Origin of the sequence: Pontibacter kalidii, from assembly GCF_026278245.1 — a bacterium.
GTDB lineage: Bacteria > Bacteroidota > Bacteroidia > Cytophagales > Hymenobacteraceae > Pontibacter > Pontibacter kalidii.
In genome coordinates, this window is the sequence record NZ_CP111079.1 from 922,623 (window position 1) to 940,625 (window position 18,003).

11 protein-coding genes are annotated in these 18,003 nt (G+C 55.1%); 3 read left to right on the forward strand and 8 right to left on the reverse strand.

Translation table 11 applies throughout. The features are described 5' to 3' along the window. Window positions 1-206: 206 nt before the first annotated feature. Both OH144_RS03810 and hrpB read right to left on the reverse strand, forming a co-directional pair. Window positions 207-944: a hypothetical protein gene (locus OH144_RS03810; RefSeq protein ID WP_266204970.1), complete on the reverse strand. Its 738-nt coding sequence runs from the start codon at window positions 942-944 to the stop codon at window positions 207-209. Between the two features lie 189 nt (window positions 945-1,133). Further along, window positions 1,134-3,683: an ATP-dependent helicase HrpB gene (gene hrpB, locus OH144_RS03815; RefSeq protein ID WP_266204971.1), complete on the reverse strand. Its 2,550-nt coding sequence runs from the start codon at window positions 3,681-3,683 to the stop codon at window positions 1,134-1,136. A gap of 268 nt (window positions 3,684-3,951) precedes the next feature. Here hrpB and OH144_RS03820 point away from each other — a divergent pair, with 268 nt between their 5' ends. Further along, on the forward strand, window positions 3,952-4,257 hold the full coding sequence (locus OH144_RS03820; RefSeq protein WP_266204972.1) for a GIY-YIG nuclease family protein: 306 nt from the start codon (window positions 3,952-3,954) through the stop codon (window positions 4,255-4,257). Window positions 4,258-4,405: 148 nt separating this feature from the next. Here the strand turns inward: OH144_RS03820 and OH144_RS03825 are convergent, their stop codons facing one another. Both OH144_RS03825 and gltB read right to left on the reverse strand, forming a co-directional pair. Beyond that, window positions 4,406-5,863, reverse strand: coding sequence for a glutamate synthase subunit beta (locus OH144_RS03825; protein ID WP_266204973.1), 1,458 nt, complete (start codon window positions 5,861-5,863; stop codon window positions 4,406-4,408). Next, window positions 5,863-10,368 carry a glutamate synthase large subunit gene (gene gltB / locus OH144_RS03830; protein WP_266204974.1) on the reverse strand — a complete coding sequence of 1,502 codons (4,506 nt, stop codon included), beginning with the start codon at window positions 10,366-10,368 and terminating at the stop codon, window positions 5,863-5,865. Before gltB ends, OH144_RS03825 begins: the two co-directional genes overlap by 1 nt. 466 nt (window positions 10,369-10,834) lie before the next feature. Here gltB and OH144_RS03835 point away from each other — a divergent pair, with 466 nt between their 5' ends. Continuing rightward, window positions 10,835-11,698, forward strand: coding sequence for an ROK family protein (locus tag OH144_RS03835; protein ID WP_266204975.1), 864 nt, complete (start codon window positions 10,835-10,837; stop codon window positions 11,696-11,698). A gap of 891 nt (window positions 11,699-12,589) precedes the next feature. On the opposite strand, the gene OH144_RS03840 is transcribed toward OH144_RS03835, so the two are convergent. Both OH144_RS03840 and OH144_RS03845 read right to left on the reverse strand, forming a co-directional pair. Continuing rightward, entirely contained in the window at window positions 12,590-14,401 is a 1,812-nt protein-coding gene (locus tag OH144_RS03840; RefSeq protein WP_266204976.1) for an AMP-dependent synthetase/ligase, read from the reverse strand. Between the two features lie 12 nt (window positions 14,402-14,413). Then, entirely contained in the window at window positions 14,414-15,397 is a 984-nt protein-coding gene (locus tag OH144_RS03845) for an ABC transporter ATP-binding protein (RefSeq protein ID WP_266204977.1), read from the reverse strand. A gap of 281 nt (window positions 15,398-15,678) precedes the next feature. Between OH144_RS03845 and OH144_RS03850 the strand changes: the two genes are divergently transcribed. Beyond that, entirely contained in the window at window positions 15,679-16,137 is a 459-nt protein-coding gene (locus tag OH144_RS03850) for a carboxypeptidase-like regulatory domain-containing protein (protein WP_266204978.1), read from the forward strand. 204 nt (window positions 16,138-16,341) lie between these two features. On the opposite strand, the gene OH144_RS03855 is transcribed toward OH144_RS03850, so the two are convergent. Both OH144_RS03855 and OH144_RS03860 read right to left on the reverse strand, forming a co-directional pair. Then, window positions 16,342-16,668 (reverse strand): hypothetical protein, encoded by a 327-nt coding sequence (locus OH144_RS03855; RefSeq protein WP_266204979.1) that lies wholly within the window; start codon window positions 16,666-16,668, stop codon window positions 16,342-16,344. Window positions 16,669-16,806: 138 nt separating this feature from the next. Then, window positions 16,807-17,865 carry an LLM class flavin-dependent oxidoreductase gene (locus OH144_RS03860; RefSeq protein ID WP_266204980.1) on the reverse strand — a complete coding sequence of 353 codons (1,059 nt, stop codon included), beginning with the start codon at window positions 17,863-17,865 and terminating at the stop codon, window positions 16,807-16,809. Window positions 17,866-18,003: the final 138 nt, after the last annotated feature.

Consider the following 18,003-nt stretch of genomic DNA (forward strand, 5'->3'; position numbering starts at 1 on the left):
GGTAGACTATACTTTGGCCCGGAAAGAAGAGGCCGTCCCTAAAATTAAGGGAAATTTTCTGGACTGGCGCAACAGAACCGGTAGCTTATGAGAAGAAAGAAAGAAAAAAAGGAAGGGACTGCATCTGAGGCTGGTGCCCGTGCAGGTATACAGGGTGATTCCGGCGCGGCCTTCTAAGTGAAGCGCCGTACCGGAGCGTGAAGTGCTTACTTCTGGGAATGTCCTTCTATGTATTGTATCAGTTTCCTTAGCTGTGCTTCGTTATCAAAATCTACTTTGTTGGTTTTAAAATATTCGCTCAGGGCGTCTTTGGCATTAGGATAAAGCCGGAAGATATTGCGCTTACTCGCCTCATAGTAGTGATCATTCAGGTCGGCCAGGTAATAAGAGGTCTTTACCTTGAACTTATAATTGTCGCTCGACTTGAGGTTATATGTCTGCGACTTATCTGTATACTGGGTGGCACTGGTGGCCGCAATAGAACTGGGGCTGGAGCCCATGGCACCCTTACTCTTGATATCAGCCACCTCATACTTTTCCTTTACAAGCAGTGTGGCCGATCTGAACTTTTCCAGCTGCTGCAACAAGCTGTTGCTTTCCTGATCATAGAAATACAGGTCGTCCCCGATAGAGATGGAGGAGATGGTGAGCATGTTATCGATAGCCAACGTATCTTGGCCCTTCACAAACTCCACTTCACCTGAGAAGACGTTGTAGTTAAGGTTGGCTATTGTAGCAGTTCCATTCTTAAACGTCACTTTCCCCTCTTTAAACTCCGGATAGCGATACATTTTATTTTGGATTACGCTGGAGCCACTGCCGTTAGCTGGGGCCACTTCTATACTTTTACCTTCGCGTTTTTGTGCTGACAGCGGTAAAGGCAAAATAGGCAGGGAGCCCATGGCAAGAGCTAAGGCGCTAACATAAACGTGTTTCAAATTCATACGCTTCTATCGTTAATGGTGAGAATCCGGTGTGTTGATCAGTCGCAAAGTATGGCTAAAGCCATACTAAAGTGGGATAATTTAAACAAATATCCTAGAATTATTCCTGTTTTTGATGTAGCGCTCATAAAAGCACGATGGTAGGGCCAGTTGCTGACATGAACAGCAGAAGAAAACGTTTTGCCTCAGCTATTGTGGACGCTTCTTGGTGCCTCGCGTAGGCTGGGCCGAAAGCGGATCGTCTGGCCAGTGATGCTTGGGATAGCGGCCACGCAGGTCTTTGCGCACGTCAAAGTAGCCGTTGCTCCAGAAGCTGCGGAGGTCGCGGGTAACCTGCACCGGACGTGAGGCGGGGGAGAGGAGGTGCAGGAGCAGGGGTACTTTACCGCCCCCGATGCGGGGTGTGTCCAGCATGCCGAATACCTCCTGCAGCCGAACCGCCAGTACAGGTGTCGCAACATCGGAATAGTCTAAGGCAATGCGGGAGCCGCTGGGCACCTGCAGGTGCGAGGGGGCCAGTCGGTCCATTTCCTGCCGCTGCTCCCAACTCAGGTCCGAAAGGAGCATCTCCCCTAAATCGAGCCTCGCCACCTGGTCCAGCGAGCGGAGTCCGTAGAGATGTGGTGCCAGCCATACTTCCAAACTTTCTGCCAAGGCCTCATCCGACACATCCGGCCAGTTTTCCGGCTCCAGCTCATGCAGAAACGCAAGCCGCTGCCGTATGCCTGTTGCGTCTTTTGACCAGGGCAGCCTGTCAATACCTTTTTCGCGCAGCGCCTGCAGTAGCGCCTCTGCAACCTGCTCCTGGTTAGGTTTGGCGATGTTGGACTCTTCCAGCACCAGTGCGCCCAGTTTGGTTACTCTTCTGGCGGTTACCTGTTGTGTCGCCTCCTGCCAGCGTACTTCCTCTAAAGTCTCCAGCTGTTCAGAAAAGTGCTCCAGCAACTCTGTTTTAGCGAGTGGTGCCGCCAGAAGTACCCGCGGCTGCTTGCCCAGGTCCAGGTGTGCTATGGCGTAGTAGTCTGCTTCGCCAAACAGCTCGGTTGGAAGGCTTGCCCGCTGGCCGGTTACAAGTCGCACCCGCCCCGACGACTCGCGTTGCGCCAGCCGATCGGGGTATGCCAGGGCCGTAAGTATACCGGCCAGTTCCGGGTTTATACTGGCATCAGTAGCGCGGAGCCGCTGGCGCAGGTTCTGGGCCTGTTCCTTTACCCGGCGCAAGGCATTTTCGTCCAGTACAAAGCCCGGTGTGTGTGGTCGTTTGCCAGCCAACAGTTCCAGGCGCAGGTGCAGGTCGGGCAGGCCATCTCCCCACGAAAGTTGCTGCGGCTTCAGCAGGTCGCGCTCCGAAAGTATGGCGGCCAGCGCACAGGCGGTAGCACCGTAGCCTAGTTCATGTCCGCGCACGACCAGGTGGCCCAGGCGCGGGTGCATCCCCAATGCGGCCAGGGCCTTTCCGTGGGGCGTTGGGTTTCCGTTGTTGTCTATAGCCTGCAGGCGTAGCAAGAGGTCTTTGGCTAAGGAAAGAGCGGCCGCAGGTGGTGTGTCCAGCCAGTTGAGTTCAGCAGCATCCTTTACCCCCCACAGGGCTAGCTCCAGCATTAAGCCCGACAGGTCGGCATCGAAAATCTCCGGATTCTGACGCTCCGGCAACTGCAGCTGATCAGCCGTAGACCACAGCCGGTAGCAAACGCCGGGGCCAAGCCGGCCTGCCCTGCCACGCCGCTGGTCTGCACCTGCCTTGGACACGGGCACGGTGTCCAGTGTGGTAAGGCCGGTACGCGGCACGAATTTGGGCACACGGGCGTATCCTCCGTCAATCACGATCCGGACCCCCTCAATAGTTAAGCTGGTTTCGGCGATGCTGGTGGCCAGCACTACTTTCCGCCTTTTCTGGGGAGATGGCTGTATGGCTGCCACTTGTCTGGAGAGCGGGAGGTCTCCGTGTAGCAGGTGCAGTTCAACGCCTGCTGCTAACTTTCCCTCCAGTTGCTGCGCCACTTTGCGGATCTCGCCCATGCCTGGCAGAAAAGTAAGTATGTCTCCTTCCGGTTCCTCGGCAAGCGCTTTCCGTATGGCTGCAGGCACCAGGTTCGTCAGTCGCTGGCTTGGGTAGTTTCCGGCTGCGGCCACTTCGGCAGGGGAGAGGTAATGTGTCTCGACCGGAAACATGCGCCCCTCGCTGCTGATGACAGGGGCCTCCAGCCAGTTGCCTATCCCTGTGGCATCTAAGGTAGCGCTCATCACCAAAATACGCAGGTCCGGGCGTAGTACAGCTTGTGCGTCCAGCGCCAGCGCCAGGCCTACATCCGCCTGCAGGTTGCGCTCGTGGTACTCATCGAAGATGATGGTCGCAATGCCTTCCAATGCCGGATCCTCCTGAATGAGGCGGGTAAGGATGCCCTCGGTCACCACTTCTACGCGAGTTTTAAGCGATACCTTATGATCCATCCGCACCCAATAGCCTACTGTTTGCCCCACCGGCTCGCCCAGCAGGTCGGCCATGCGTTCGGCGGCGGCACGGGTAGCCAGGCGGCGCGGTTCCAGCACGAGGACTTTGCCATCGCTGCGCCAGCTTGCCTGCAGCAGTGCCAGCGGCACCAGCGTGGTTTTACCTGCTCCGGGAGGCGCCTCCAGCACGGCGCGATTACAGTTTTCCAGGGCATCCAGCAGCCGTGGCAACGCCTCTTTTACAGGCAGGTCGGGTAGTATAGGCAGTAAGTCAGCAGTCGGTATCACCTCCCAAAGTTCGGGATTGTTTTTGAGAAAGTATAGGAGGGGAGTGTGGAGGGAGAAGCGGAGGCTATCGGCAGGTTAAGGTTCAGAGTTGATATAACTCCTTTTGTCATCTCGAACGCAGTGAGAGATCTCTTTAGAATTCCAGATAGGTCTCTCAGCTACGCTGGCTCCCTTTGGCTCTCGCCTCGAGAATGTTCGAGACGACAGGTTGGGGAAATGAAAGGTAGGAACTGAACTACGCTACACTCATGAACGTAGCGTAACCATCATGGCCTCGCATAACTACTTCGTCTATATTACAACCAACCCGAAAAGAACAACGCTTTACACGGGTGTAACCAATGATTTGCCCCGCAGACTGAGGGAGCATTTCATGAACTGTGGCAATCCCTCTACCTTCGCTGGGAAGTACTTTTGCTATAACCTTGTCTACTATGAGCGCCATACACAAGTTGAGCATGCTATTGCGCGGGAGAAGGAAATTAAGAGGTGGAGCAGGAGCAAGAAAGAAGCCCTTATCTATAGCTTTAATCCATTCTGGAAGGTCCTGAATCAGGAAGTGCAGGATGAGTAAATAAATGATGTCATCTCGAACACTCTCGAGGCGAGAGCCAAAGGGAGCCAGCGTAGTTGAGAGATCTATCCGGAATTCTAAATAGATCTCTCACTATGTTCGAGATGACAAAAGGAGAGTTTTTTAATTAAAATATGGTGATTACAGCCTACCCCTCCAGCACTAGCCTCGACACCTCCTTAGAAGGCAGGTCGGACTTGCCTGTCAGGTGGATGTCGATGGCACGGGCGGCTTCGCGGCCGTCGGAGATCGCCCATACCACGAGCGACTGGCCCCGGCAGGCGTCGCCGGCGGCGAAGATGCCGGGCACGTTGGTTTGCCAGTCCCGGAGTTTGAAGTTGCCCCTGGAATCAGTTTCAAAATCGAAGCTGGCCTTGAAGGCATCGTGCAGCGGGCGCTCGTAGCCAATGGCAATCAGCGCCAGGTCGCAGGGCAGTACTTTCTCACTTTCGGGTTTCTCGGTATACTCGTGGCTGTTCTTCCACTCCAGCTCTACCACCTTCAGCCCTTTAACGTGGCCGTTCTCATCGGCAACGAACTCTTTGGTTAGCCATCCCCAGCTGCGCTCACAGCCCTCTTCATGCGAGCTGGAGGAAGTGTAGGTCATAGGCCACTCCGGCCATGGGTTATGCGGGGCGCGTGCCGTAGACGGCATGGTACGATACTGCAGCTGGCTGATAGAGCGGGCAAATTGCCGGTTGGCCGTGCCCACACAGTCGGAGCCTGTGTCGCCACCACCAATGACGAGCACGTGCTTGTCCGTCGCCAGCAGGTCTTCCTCAGGCGCTATACTTTCTCCGGCCACCCGGCGGTTGTGCAGGGTCAGGTAGTCCATAGCGAAGTGAATGCCCTTCAGGTGGTGACCCGGGATGTTGAGCAGGCGCGGTTTGCTGGAGCCGATGGCCATCAGCACGGCGTCATACTTGCGGTGCAGCTTTTTCAGGGTGATTTGCTTCCCGATCTCCACCCCAAGGTGGAAGTGAATGCCTTCTTCTGCCAGGATGTCCAGGCGGCGGTCGATCACCCACTTCTCCAGCTTAAAGTCCGGAATTCCGTAGCGCAGCAGGCCGCCGGCTTTATCGTCCTTGTCGTATACATGCACCTCGTGACCAGCCTGGTTGAGCTGGGCTGCCGCCGCCAGGCCGGCAGGGCCTGAACCTATGACAGCTACTTTCTTGCCCGTGCGGTGCAGCGGTGGCTGTGGCTTTACCAACCCCAGCTCAAAAGACTTCTCGGCTATACTTTTCTCAATGTGCTCAATGGCTACCGCAGGCTTGTTGATCGACAGCACGCAGCTTGACTCGCAGGGGGCAGGGCAGATGCGGCCCGTGAACTCCGGGAAGTTGTTGGTGCTGTACAGGATTTGCGCCGCGCGCTCCCACTCACCCTCGTACACGGCATCGTTAAAGTCCGGAATCTGGTTGCCTAGCGGGCAGCCGCTGTGGCAGAACGGCACGCCGCAGTCCATGCAGCGGCTGGCTTGCTGCCGGGTTTTTTCTTCCGGAAAGGAAGTATAAATTTCGTTCGAGTCGTTGATTCTTTCTTTAGGGTTGCGGGCTTGCGGCAGCTCGCGGGTATATAGCAGGAATCCGTCTGTCTTTCCCATTAGGCAATCGCTTTAACTGTTTCACTTTCATTTCTCTGCAGGGCCTTCTTCAGGTCGTGCGGCATCACTTTCTGGAAGAATTTCTGATGCACGTGCCAGCCTTTAAGCAGGTCTTTTGCCAGGGCGCTGTCGGTGTAGGCAGCGTGTTCTTTCAGCTTCTGCTCTATCCAGGCCAGGTCGGAATTGTCGGGTTGCTCCAGGTCTACCATGCTTAGGTTACACTGGTCGGGGAAAGCGTTGGCGGGGTCGTAGATATAGGCCATGCCACCGCTCATGCCTGCGGCAAAGTTGCGGCCCACAGCACCAAGTATAAGCACTTTGCCCCCGGTCATGTACTCACAGCCGTGGTCGCCGATGCCCTCAACTACAGCCTCAGCCCCGGAATTGCGGACGCAGAAGCGCTCACCGGCCATCCCGTTGATATAAGCTTTACCGGAAGTAGCGCCATACAAGGCCACGTTGCCCGTGATGATGTTCTCCGAAGCCACATAGGTAGAGCCCTCGAAGGGTTGCAGGATCAGCTTTCCACCCGAGAGGCCTTTGCCCAGGTAGTCGTTTGCTTCGCCTACCAGGCGGAAGGTAAGCCCTGGTGCCAGGAAGCCTCCGAACGTTTGGCCTGCCGAGCCATGGAAGGTGGCGTTGAAGCTATCCTCCGGTAAACCATCCTTGCCATACTTAGTGGACACTTCATAAGAAAGCATTGCGCCAACAGAGCGGTCCACGTTGATGATGCGGTACTCGTAGGGCGCTTTGCTGTCTCTCCTGAAGTCGCGGATGAGCTTCTTGTCCAGTACGTCTTCAATGTCGTGCTCCTGGTGTATCTGGTGGTAGATGCCCACGTTGTTAGGCGCTACCTCCTGGTGCAGGATCGGGTCGAAGCTTAGGTTCTTGAACTTCCAGTGGTTGAGGTCGTTGCGTACCTTGAGTACCTGCGGCTGCCCCACCATCTCATTTATACTTCTGAAGCCGAGCGATGCCATGATCTCGCGCAGTTCCTGGGCCATGAAGCGGAACAGGTTCACCACATGCTCCGGATCGCCGGTAAAGAGCTGGCGCAGGTCCGGGTTTTGGGTGGCGATACCTACCGGGCACGTGTTCAGGTGGCATTTGCGCATCATAATGCAGCCCTCCACAATCAGGGCGGCAGTAGCCACCCCATACTCTTCCGCACCCAGCAAGGTAGCTACCGCCAGGTCGAAGCCTGTCATCAGCTTGCCGTCGGTTTGCAGCACCACGCGGCTGCGCAGGTTGTTTTTTACCAGCGTCTGGTGCGCCTCGGCCAGGCCCATTTCCCAGGGCAAGCCCGCATGGCGGATCGAGCTAAGCGGGCTGGCACCTGTGCCACCGTCAGCACCGGATATCATGATCGCGTCGGCTTTGGCTTTGGCCACGCCGGCTGCAATAGTGCCCACGCCTGCTTCCGCCACCAGCTTCACATTGATGCGGGCATTCGGGTTGGCATTCTTCAGGTCGTAGATCAGCTGTTTCAGGTCCTCGATAGAGTAGATGTCGTGGTGTGGCGGAGGCGAGATCAGGCCCACGCCCGGGGTGGAGTGGCGCACGCGGGCAATCCACTTGTCCACTTTATGCCCCGGCAGCTGTCCGCCCTCTCCGGGCTTGGCTCCCTGCGCGATTTTGATCTGGATCTCGTCGGCATTGGCCAGGTAATGGCTGGTGACGCCAAAGCGGCCGGAGGCCACCTGCTTGATGGCAGAGCGTTCCGAATCGCCATTTTCCTTTATGATATAGCGTGCCTCGTCTTCGCCGCCTTCGCCGCTGTTGCTCTTGCCCCCGATGCGGTTCATGGCAATGGCCAGGGTGCTATGTGCCTCATGCGAAAGGGAACCGAAGGACATGGCCCCGGTGGCAAAGCGTTTGAGTATACCTTCTACGGGCTCTACTTCCTCCAACGGTACCGACTGGCGCTTGCGAAACTCGAAGAGGTGGCGCAGGGTAATGGCCGATTGCTGGTGCTCGCGCAGGAGTTTAGCATACTCTTTGTAGAGGCGGTAATCACCCAGGCGGGTAGACTTTTGTAAGAGGTGGATCACCTCGGGCCGCAGCAGGTGCTCCTCGCCGCGTCTTCGCCACTGGAAGTAGCCGCCTGCCTCCAGTAGCTTGTCGCCACTGGCAAAGGCGGACCAGTGTTTAGTTAGGGCTTCCTGCTCCAGGTCCTCGAAGTTCAGACCCTCCAGGCGACTAACCGTTCCTTTAAAGCATTTCTGGATCACTTCCTGTCCAAAGCCGATACATTCGAAGATCTGCGCGCTCTGGTAGGCTTGCAGCGTGCTGATGCCCATTTTGGAGAGTATCTTCAGCAGGCCGTTGCCCACTGCCTGAATGTATTGCTCCGTATAATAGGAAAAGGATTTTGTCGTATCCAGTTTCTCCTGCTCCAGCAGGTGTTGCACGGTGTCATATACCATGTAAGGATACACGCAGCTGGCCCCGTAGCCGATGATGGTCGCAAAGTGATGTGTTTCCCATACATCACCGGCCTCTACCACCAGACCGGCTTTGGTACGGATGCGCTTTTCCACCAGGTGGTGATGGATGGCACCTACGGCCAGCAGCGAAGGGATAGCCGCACGGTTGGCTTCCACAGCGCGGTTCGAGATGATAAGGATCTTTTTGCCCCTGCCGATGGCAGCCTCTGCCGCCGCGCATATTTCGTCCAGCGCCTTTTGCAGCGAGCCTTTCTCATGGGTGGAGAAAGTAGCGTTGATGGTGTAGTTATCGAACCCCTCGGATTTCAGGTTGATGAGCTTGTTGAAGTCACCGTGACTGAGCACCGGATGCGAGATATGGATCTGGCGCGTGTGGGCCGGTGTCTCATCCAGCACGTTCAGCGACTCGCCCAGGCGGGTAAACAAGGACATCACCAGCCGCTCCCGGATCGGGTCGATGGGTGGGTTGCTTACCTGCGCGAAGTGCTGCTTAAAGTAGTTGGCCACGTGCTGGCTCTGTCGCGAGAGTACCGCCAGCGGCGTATCGGAGCCCATACTTCCCAGCGGCTCCTTGCCGGTCGTGGCCATGGGCTGGATGATGAGTTTCAGGTCTTCGGAAGTATAGCCATAGGCTTTCTGTTTCTGCCGCAACTCCTCCGGTGATACGGTGTTCAGGCAGAAAGCGGGATCCGGGCGCTGGTGCAGCTTAATACGGTTCTGCTGTATCCATTCAAAGTATGGCTTATCGTTGCAGACCAGCTGCTTGATCTCCTCGTCTTCATAAATTCTGTTCTCCTCCAGGTCAGCGAGCAGCATCTTGCCAGGTTGCAAACGTCCACGCCGTACCACATCCTTCGGGTTCACCGGCAGCGCGCCTGCTTCCGAGGCCATCACCAACCGCCCCTGCTTTGTGATGCAGAAGCGTGCCGGTCGCAGACCGTTACGGTCCAGGGTGGCGCCGATTTGCTTGCCGTCGGTAAAGAAAAGGGCAGCAGGGCCATCCCACGGCTCCATCAGCGCTGCATGGTATTTATAAAATGCCTTCCGGTACGGGTCCATAAAGGCGTTATCCTGCCAGGCCTCGGGCACCAGCATCATCATCACGTGGGGGAGTGGGCGCCCCGCCAGCGTGAGCAACTCTACCATGGCATCAAGGTTGGCCGAGTCGGAGTTAGCCGGGTTTGTGATCGGCAGGAGCCATTTAAGTTCTTCCTCCGTAAAGAGTGGGGAAGACATCAGTGCCTCCTTCGACTTCATCTTGGTCACGTTGCCCCGGATGGTGTTGATCTCGCCGTTGTGGGCGATAAAGCGGAAAGGCTGTGCCAGCTTCCAGTTCGGGAAGGTGTTGGTCGAGAAGCGGGAGTGGATGAGGGCCAGGGCTGATTTAAACTCCGGGTGGCGCAGGTCGTGGTAATAGGCCTCCACCTGGTCTGTTTTCAGTTGCCCTTTATAAATAATGGTGCGCGAGGAGAAGCTGGGCATGTAAAAAGTGCCATTTTCGCCGCTCACCGTTTTGTTGATCTCGTGCGTGATGAGGCTGCGCAGTACATATAGCTTACGCTCCAACTCATCGCCGTTTATACTTGCATCTACAGGCTGCACAAACACCTGCTCAATATAAGGTTCCACCGCTTTGGCTTCGTGTCCGGGCACGCGGCCATTAACAGGCACCAGGCGATAACCCAGCAGTGTGAAGCCCAGCTGCCGGATGCACTCGTTCATCACCTGCCTGCATTTATCCCTGACCTCGTAGACAGTGGGGAAGAAGATCATCCCAACACCATAGCTGCCTTCCTGGGGCAGTCTAATGGCAAACTCGCTCAGTTGCTTTTTAAGAAAGCTGTGTGGGAGCTGCACCAGGATGCCGGCACCGTCGCCGGTTTCAGGGTCGCTGCCTGTGGCGCCGCGGTGCTCCATGTTGGTGAGCATCGTCAGGGCATCTTTAACAATGCTATGCGATTTCTTACCATTCAGGTTTACCACACATCCAACACCGCAGGCATCGTGCTCAAACTCGGATTTGTACAATCCTTTGGAGGCGTTTTTTAGTTTGGCCATTAGAAGGGGTTTAGGGTTTATACATCGGTTCTTATTAAGAAGAATCCATAATTTATACTTTAAATATTAGATATCCAAATTGTGTGATTTAAAAACCTGATAAATTTTATTTGAAGATGCTGCCTATAATGTAATATGGGGTCGTAAAATTTGAGGTTTTGATACCGAATTGGAGCTTTGTTAAGGAATTGATTTTATGGTCTTCTTTTTGCCTTGCTAAGGTGCAGGTAGCAGTTCTTAGGTAGGTAGATCATTTTGGTGGAAATTAATGAAAGTGAGTCATTACTTAGGTGTATTTGAAAAGTGATAATGTGTCTTGTGTTGTGCGGAAAGATGCGTGTTTGCTTGTAGCGAAGCCTGGCATGGGGTACAGGTAGGTGCAGGTGCCGGTTTTGCTGTTCGCTTTTTCATTTCTGATAAAGTATTCGTTATTTCAGCTTCATATTTTCAGTTAGGATATTAGCGCATGAACCCTTTTGTACTAGGAGTTGATATTGGAGGCACGCACATAACGGCGGCAACAGTGGACATGGAATCAAGAACGCTGCTGCCCCAGGCACAGGTGCGGGAACACATAGATGCAGGCGCCTCCCCGGAAGAAATCACGACAGCCTGGGCAGGAGCGATGAAGGCGGCTATGGAAAAGTGCACCGAGCGGGTAGGGAAGATCGGGATAGCCATGCCAGGGCCATTTGACTATACTAACGGAATAGCGCTGATGCAGGGGCAGGGCAAATATGACGCGCTGTATGGTGTGGACGTTATCGCCATGGTAGCCGACAAACTCGGACTCTCTAAATCGGATATCCGAACCTTAAACGACGCCGCCTGCTTTCTGCAGGGAGAGGTGTTTGGTGGGGCAGCAAAAGGCTACAGCCGCGCCATCGGCGTGACCCTCGGAACCGGGTTGGGCACTGCCAGATTTAAAGATGGCTTGGCCGAAGACGCCGATCTGTGGGATACGCCTTTCGGTGAAAGTATAGCGGAGGAGTACCTGAGTTCGAGATGGTTTGTGAAGCGCTATAACGAGCTGACGGGAAAGCAAGTGCCCCATGTAAAAGCGATGGTGGACAGGTTACCGCAGGAGCCGGTGGTGGAGGAGATCTTCCGGGAATTTGGCGAGAACCTGGCCACGTTCCTGGTGCCCTTTATCCGGGAGGCGGAGCCAGAGGTATTGGTGCTGGGAGGCAACATCAGTAAGGCCTATGTCCTTTTTGAGTCCGCGCTGCGGCAGGGGCTGGAGCAGCAGCACTGCCTGATTCCTGTTAAAACGGCTATCCTTGGAGAAGAGGCTGCGCTGCTGGGGGCGGCCAGTTTGTGGGTGGAGTAGGTTCACCTCACCCCAACCCTCTCCTAAAAACAGGAGAGGGAACTTTGCAGTACCGGGTCCAACCACCCCTGCCCCTCCTTGGCTTTTTCGAGGGCCCCTACCCCCAAGAGGGGAGCCTGTAACTGCTTTAGCCAAAGTATAAGCTTTATAGCCTCTGCCTCTACAAGTATAACCCACCCCTGGCCCCTCCGAGGAGGGGAATTTCACCTCACCCCAACCCTCTCCTAAGAACAGGAGAGGGAGTTTGTACTTGCTCCTTTCCCTGTCATCTCGAGTACTCTCGAGGCGAGAGCCGAAGAGAGCCAGCGTAGCTGTGAGAAATCTATCGGGAGTTCTAAAGAGTTCTCTCCCATAGGTCGAGATGACAAATAGCTCTGGCTATCGAACTAATTCCCAGCCTTTGGGTTGAGCGCCTTCTATTGATGCGGTGCTGAGCTTGCTCAGCAGCCCGGAGCGCCAGCGAGGAGCAGCTTCAATAGACAGCGCGATGCCCGAAGGCGAGGCCTCCCGGCCTGGAGGGAGCCAAAGTAGGAGATGAAACAGTAGGCTCGTAAGGCTGGAGGATGAACGGGAGCTAGTAAGTATAGCTTGGTTCAGGTTAGACAAGCAGGGGCTAAGAGCGGCACAAGCGGACGCTTGCGCCAGGGAGGCTATAGGAACAGCAAGTATAAATCAACAAGTATAAAATATAGCTCGGGTATAGTAGCACAGCCCAAGTGCAAATTTGACTCTGCGAGCCAGCCGGGTTTCAAACCCGACATCATAGAAGGCACGGGTTGCAAACCCGCGCCAGCGAAAATATTAAGGGATAGTATAAAGTATAGTTATTAATTACTCCATATCTGAGCCAAGTAACAATAAGATGCCAGCATAAAGTATAAAACCACTACCTTACCTATACATCGAGCCGATCATATCGCCGTACTTCTCCATGATCACTTTTCGCTTGAGCTTGAGCGTGGGCGTGAGTTCGCCGCCGCTGATCGTCCAGTGGTGGGGCATCAGCACAAAACGCTTTACCTGCTCCACAGGGTTAAAGTGCTGGTTGTACTGGTTTATCGCCTCTTTAATGAGTGCGCGCACCTGCGTGTCTTCTGCCACGGCAGCGTCGCCAGGGTAGGGTAGGCCCCGCTTCTCGAACCAATCCTTCAGGGCATGGAAGGCAGGTACGATAACGGCCCCCACATACTTCTGCAGCTCGCCCACCACCATGATCTGCTCAATCCAGGTGCTTTCCAACATCTTGTTCTCGATCGGCTGCGGAGCCACATACTTGCCGCCACTGGTCTTAAACAGCTCTTTCTTGCGGTCGGTGATCTTCAGGAACTTGCCGTCTATCATGGTGCCGATGTCGCCGGTGCGCAGCCACTCGCCCTCCATTACCTCAGCTGTCAGGTCAGGCCGTCTGTAGTAGCCCATCATCACGTTAGGGCCTTTGCACAGGATCTCACCATCATCGGCTATCTTTACTTCTACGTTCTCCAGCAGCGGGCCTACTGTGCCAAACATGCGGTTCTGCTCGCTGTAGCGGTTGCCGCTGATGATAGGGGAGGCCTCGGTCAGGCCGTACCCTTCCTGGATAACGATACCTGCCGCGGTGAATATTTTGAGCAGGCGCACCTGACAGGCGGCAGCCCCGGTGATCACAGCCTTCAGTTCTCCACCCAGGGCCTCCCGCCACTTGCTGAAGATAAGCCTGTCAGCCAGGGCCAGTTGCAGGCGATAGCTGAGGGGCAGTGGCTTGTTGATCTCAAATTGCTCTGCCAGCCCCAGCGCCCAGAAGAACAGCTTCTTTTTGGTGCCGGTCAGCGCACTTCCTTTCGCCACGATGCCCTCGTATACTTTCTCGAGCAGGCGCGGAACGGTGGTAAACAGCGTTGGTTTTACCTCGCGCAGGTTCTCGCCGATCTTCTCCATTCCTTCGGCATAGTAAATGGATACACCGCAGTAGAAGTAGCAGTAGGTGGCCATGCGCTCAAATGCGTGGTTGAGGGGCAGGAAGCTAAGCGCCCTTTTGCCGCGCACCCCGATCTCCTCGATCACCTTGGCGCTGCCAAACACGTTGTGGATGATGTTGTAGTGCGAGAGCATCACGCCTTTTGGGGTGCCTGTGGTGCCGGAAGTATAAAGTATAGTGGCCAAGTCTGTCTCTTTCACAGCGTCGCGGTGCCGGTTTACCCGCTGCTGGGTCTCAGGGCTCAGCTCCACCAGCAGCTCTGTCCAGCTTTTGGCGCCCAGCACGGGGTTAAAAGTATAAACGGTGTGCAGGTCGGGCAGGCCGCCTCTTATATGCTGCAGCTTCTCATAAAGGCTGGCATCGCCTACAAAAGCCACTTTTATACCGGCGTCCTGTAGTATAAACTGCAACTCGCTGTCGTTGATGTTCGGGTAGACCGGCACCGACACCGCCCCCGTCTGCTGAATGGCCATGTCCACCAGCATCCACTCCGGACAGTTTTGGCTGATTATCGCGATTTTATCCCGCCCCTCTGCCGTGTTGTCGTTTGCGGATATACCCAGGGTCAGCAGGCCAGCGCTTACCTGGTTTACCTTGTCGTATACTTCCTGGGTGCTGTACTTTCGCCAGGCGCCTTCTTCCTTGGCGCTGAGCATGTCCTCCTGCGGAAAATTCCTTAGCTGATAGGCCAGGCAGTCGAACAGCCTTTGGGGCTCCTCCACCTGCATTGCGTTCTTCTTTTGCATCGTTCACTGTACTTAAACCTGCCAGGCATCCTCCGGCGAGAGGGTAATAAATACGGTATCGCCGGTGGTGAGGTGGTTTTCGGTCGCTTTGATTTTCACCAGATCATCCGGCAACTGTACCTCTACCTCATAAAAACTCCCGAAGTAGCCTATCCTCTTTACTTTACCCGCAAGGGCCTTGTTACCGTTTGCGGCCAACTTAAAGCTCTCGGGCCGCACCAGCATGTTTTTTCCGGTTGGTTTGATGCCGAACACATCCGAGAAAGCCCTGGTGCCCGCGGTGGTGAGGCGGTTATAGCTGCCAAAGAGGGCGGCGGTATACTCGTTTACGGGCTGCCTGTAAATCTGCTCCGGCGTGCCCTGCTGCTGCAACTGCCCGTCTTTGAGCACCAGGATCTCGTCGGCCCAGGAGAGGGTGTCGTGCGGGTCGTGGGAGATGAGGGTGCAGGTAATGTCCATTTCCTCGCTGATGTCGCGGACAACGTCCTTGAGTATACTTTTATGGGCGGTGTCGAGGTTGGAGTAAGGCTCGTCGAGCAGCAGCAGGCTAGGGGCGGTGCTGAGCAGGCGGGCCAGGGCGATGCGCTGGCGCTCGCCACCGGAAAGCTGGTTGGTTTTGCGGGGCAGCAGGTGGGTCACGCGACAGATGTCGTACAGAAAACCCGCTTCCTCACTTGTAAGGGCGTTGGCATACCGCAGCACCTGCTCCACGCGCAGCGAGTGCGGCAGCTCAAAATGCTGCGAGAGGTAGGCAATACCCGGGTGCCCCGGCACCAGCTTCTCTGCCGGGCCAATCACTTCCTCTTCCTCAAAAAACACTTTCCCGGCGGTAGGCTCTACCAGGCCAGCAATGGTTTTGAGCAACGTGCTTTTGCCTGAGCCAGTCTCGCCGGCAATGGCTGTTTTCTGAAACTCCTTTTGTGTAAAGCTGATGTCGTGCAGCACGGTTTTGCCTGCTTCCTCCACCCGGATTCCGGCTACTTCTAAAAAACTCATGTATGCGATAAGGCTAATGTCGATATGGACCTTAAGTAAAAGCAGGCTTTCCGGCTATGAAGGTACAGCTGTTGTCCTGGCAAAAGTATAACCGGGTACCAGGCTGTTTTGATTCGAACAAAGCGGCACAATACCACAGCCCGAATGATACCCGGCGCAAAGGTACGGCATTGTAGTTAGCTTTCCGATTACTGCAGACTTTGTGCATGAGGCCTGCCAACGATGTAATGACATGCTGCCACAGGTAAGCTTTGTTTTGTAGCGCTATAAACAAGGAATTTATGCAAAGACTTCGGCTATCCATACTTGCCTTCCTCACCGTTGTGCAGGTATGCGCACAAGATTTAACGGTATATGGCAAAGTGCTGCACGCCCAGGAACAGGCTGCCTTGCCGGGTGCCCATGTTGTGCTGCACCGCATCACCTATGACAGCAAATTGGAGGTTACCGCGGGCACAGATGGCACTTTCAGGTATACCAATGTGCCACCTGGCATGTATATGCTGCAGGTAAACGTCCAAGGTTTTAGGCCACTCAGGAAGAAGGTGTTGGTGCAGAAGGAGGCGGTAAATGTGGGCATGCTGGAGCTGGAAGAGGTCAGGACCACGAAACAGGAGGTGCTGGAATCAGACAAGGTACCGCTGGGGGAGCAGCTAGGCGACACGCCCTCGTTTAACGCCGGTGCCTTCAGGACTGCCCCCGATGCTAGTACCGGGCCCCCTTTTCCTGAAAGGTTATAGTGCCAGCCAAGACGATGCGCTGGCGTTTCCTGCCGGAAAGCTGGTTGGTTTTACGCGAGCATCCCAAGGTAGATTTAGTGGGGGATGTTATGAGCCTCTACTTTGCGCCTGATGCTGCTATAGTATCGCTTTAAGCAGGTTTAGGCATTCAGCAGGCCAGCGCTTCCTCCATGGTATAAAAGCTGCGCACCGAGAAAGCACCCTTCACCTCATTGGCAGCCTTTTCGGCTGCTTTCTCGCGGTAACCAAGGCCGGTCGTAAGCCTGCAAACTTCTGAAGGCGCGTCGTGCTCAGGTCTTTGGCAAATTGATTTACAATGACGCTATACTCCTGCTCAGGCAGCGTAACAGCAGACTTTCTGGAATTTGCCAGGATCTTTTCAATGTCGTAGTTCCTGACCGTGTCAATCAGCTCTGTTAACATGAAGCGCAGCTCATAAAGCGTGTAATCATGGATATTGGGCCACTCTATAAAGAGGGTGTCAGTCGCGGGATTAAACTCGAGCTTAATGAACCGGTTAGGGATTAACATCAATTTTTCTGAAATGAGGAAAAGGCACATATAAGCCGAAGCTTAAATTACTCACAGGTAAATGCTGTTTTATCCTTTAGAAATTCAGCGTGTATGCCTTGGTTCCTTCCATGAGAGAAATTGCTCCCCGCCTAAAACCTACTGCTGCTCTCCTGCGCTCGTTTGCTTTGCCACCGCCTTTTTTACCGCCGGCGCCACCACGGTGCCCAGCAGCTCGATGGCGTGCAGCATCTTTTTGTGCGGCAGCGTACCCACGCTAAACTGCAGCAGGAAACGGGTGTTTCCGAACAGCTCATACTCGTAAAGGATCTTATCGATAACCTGCTGCGGGCTTCCCACCAGTAGCGAACCCTGCGGCTCCCGCATCATTTCGTAGTGCTCCCGGCTCATGGGTGACCAGCCGCGCTCGCGCCCCAGCTTGCTCATTACCTGGGCGTAAGGGCCGTAGAACTCATCGGCCGCCTTTTGGGAGTCTTCCGAAATATAGCCATGCGAGTTGATGGCCAGCTGAAACTTGGCGGAGTCGTGGCCCGCGCTTTTAAAGGTTTCTTTGTAGAGGTCGGTGAAGGGCACAAAGCGGTCGGGCATGCCGCCAATGATGGCCAGCGCCATGGGCAAACCAAGGCTTGCGGCGCGCACTACCGAGGCAGGCGTTCCCCCTACGGCAATCCAAACGGGCAGCTCATCTTGGTAAGGCCTCGGATATACGCCACGGTTTTCGATGGCCGGCCGGTGTTTGCCGTCCCAGCTGACGCGTTCGTGCCTGTTAATATCCAGTAGCAGCTCCAGTTTCTCCGTGAAGAGGGTGTCGTAATCCTTCAGGTCGTAGCCAAACAGTGGGAAAGACTCGATAAAGGAACCGCGCCCCGCCATGATCTCGGCGCGGCCCTTGGAGAGCAGGTCCACGTGGGCAAAATCCTGGAAAACCCGCACCGGATCGTCGGAGCTGAGCACCGTGACGGCACTGGAAAGTTTGATGTTTTTGGTCCGGACAGCGGCGGCGGCCAACACCACGGCTGGCGAGGAAACCAGATAGTCGGAGCGGTGGTGCTCTCCAATGCCAAATACATCCAGCCCCAGCTGGTCAGCCAGTTCAATTTCCTCGAGCAGGTTGCTGAGTCTTTCCTGGGGTGACAGCAGGTTTCCGTTAACGGGGTCAGGGGTGTTTTCTACGAAGGTGGTGATGCCGATTTCCATGATGGTGTTTCTACTTGGTTTCCTAAAGGATAATGGTGCAAACTATAAAATCTCAGCAGAAGTATAAAACAATAGCTGCCCGTGGGCTGTCTTTTAGCTTTACTTTCTGCCGGTGCTTATCGTTCTTTTATTAAGCAG

Coding starts and splice junctions, on each gene's coding strand:
- OH144_RS03850 (WP_266204978.1), top strand. CDS start 15,679: ATGCAAAGACTTCGGCTATCCATACTTGCCTTCCTCACCGTTGTGCAG.
- OH144_RS03835 (WP_266204975.1), top strand. CDS start 10,835: ATGAACCCTTTTGTACTAGGAGTTGATATTGGAGGCACGCACATAACG.
- OH144_RS03810 (WP_266204970.1), bottom strand. CDS start 944: ATGAATTTGAAACACGTTTATGTTAGCGCCTTAGCTCTTGCCATGGGC.
- OH144_RS03855 (WP_266204979.1), bottom strand. CDS start 16,668: ATGTTAATCCCTAACCGGTTCATTAAGCTCGAGTTTAATCCCGCGACT.
- gltB (WP_266204974.1), bottom strand. CDS start 10,368: ATGGCCAAACTAAAAAACGCCTCCAAAGGATTGTACAAATCCGAGTTT.
- OH144_RS03840 (WP_266204976.1), bottom strand. CDS start 14,401: ATGCAAAAGAAGAACGCAATGCAGGTGGAGGAGCCCCAAAGGCTGTTC.
- OH144_RS03825 (WP_266204973.1), bottom strand. CDS start 5,863: ATGGGAAAGACAGACGGATTCCTGCTATATACCCGCGAGCTGCCGCAA.
- OH144_RS03860 (WP_266204980.1), bottom strand. CDS start 17,865: ATGGAAATCGGCATCACCACCTTCGTAGAAAACACCCCTGACCCCGTT.
- OH144_RS03845 (WP_266204977.1), bottom strand. CDS start 15,397: ATGAGTTTTTTAGAAGTAGCCGGAATCCGGGTGGAGGAAGCAGGCAAA.
- OH144_RS03820 (WP_266204972.1), top strand. CDS start 3,952: ATGGCCTCGCATAACTACTTCGTCTATATTACAACCAACCCGAAAAGA.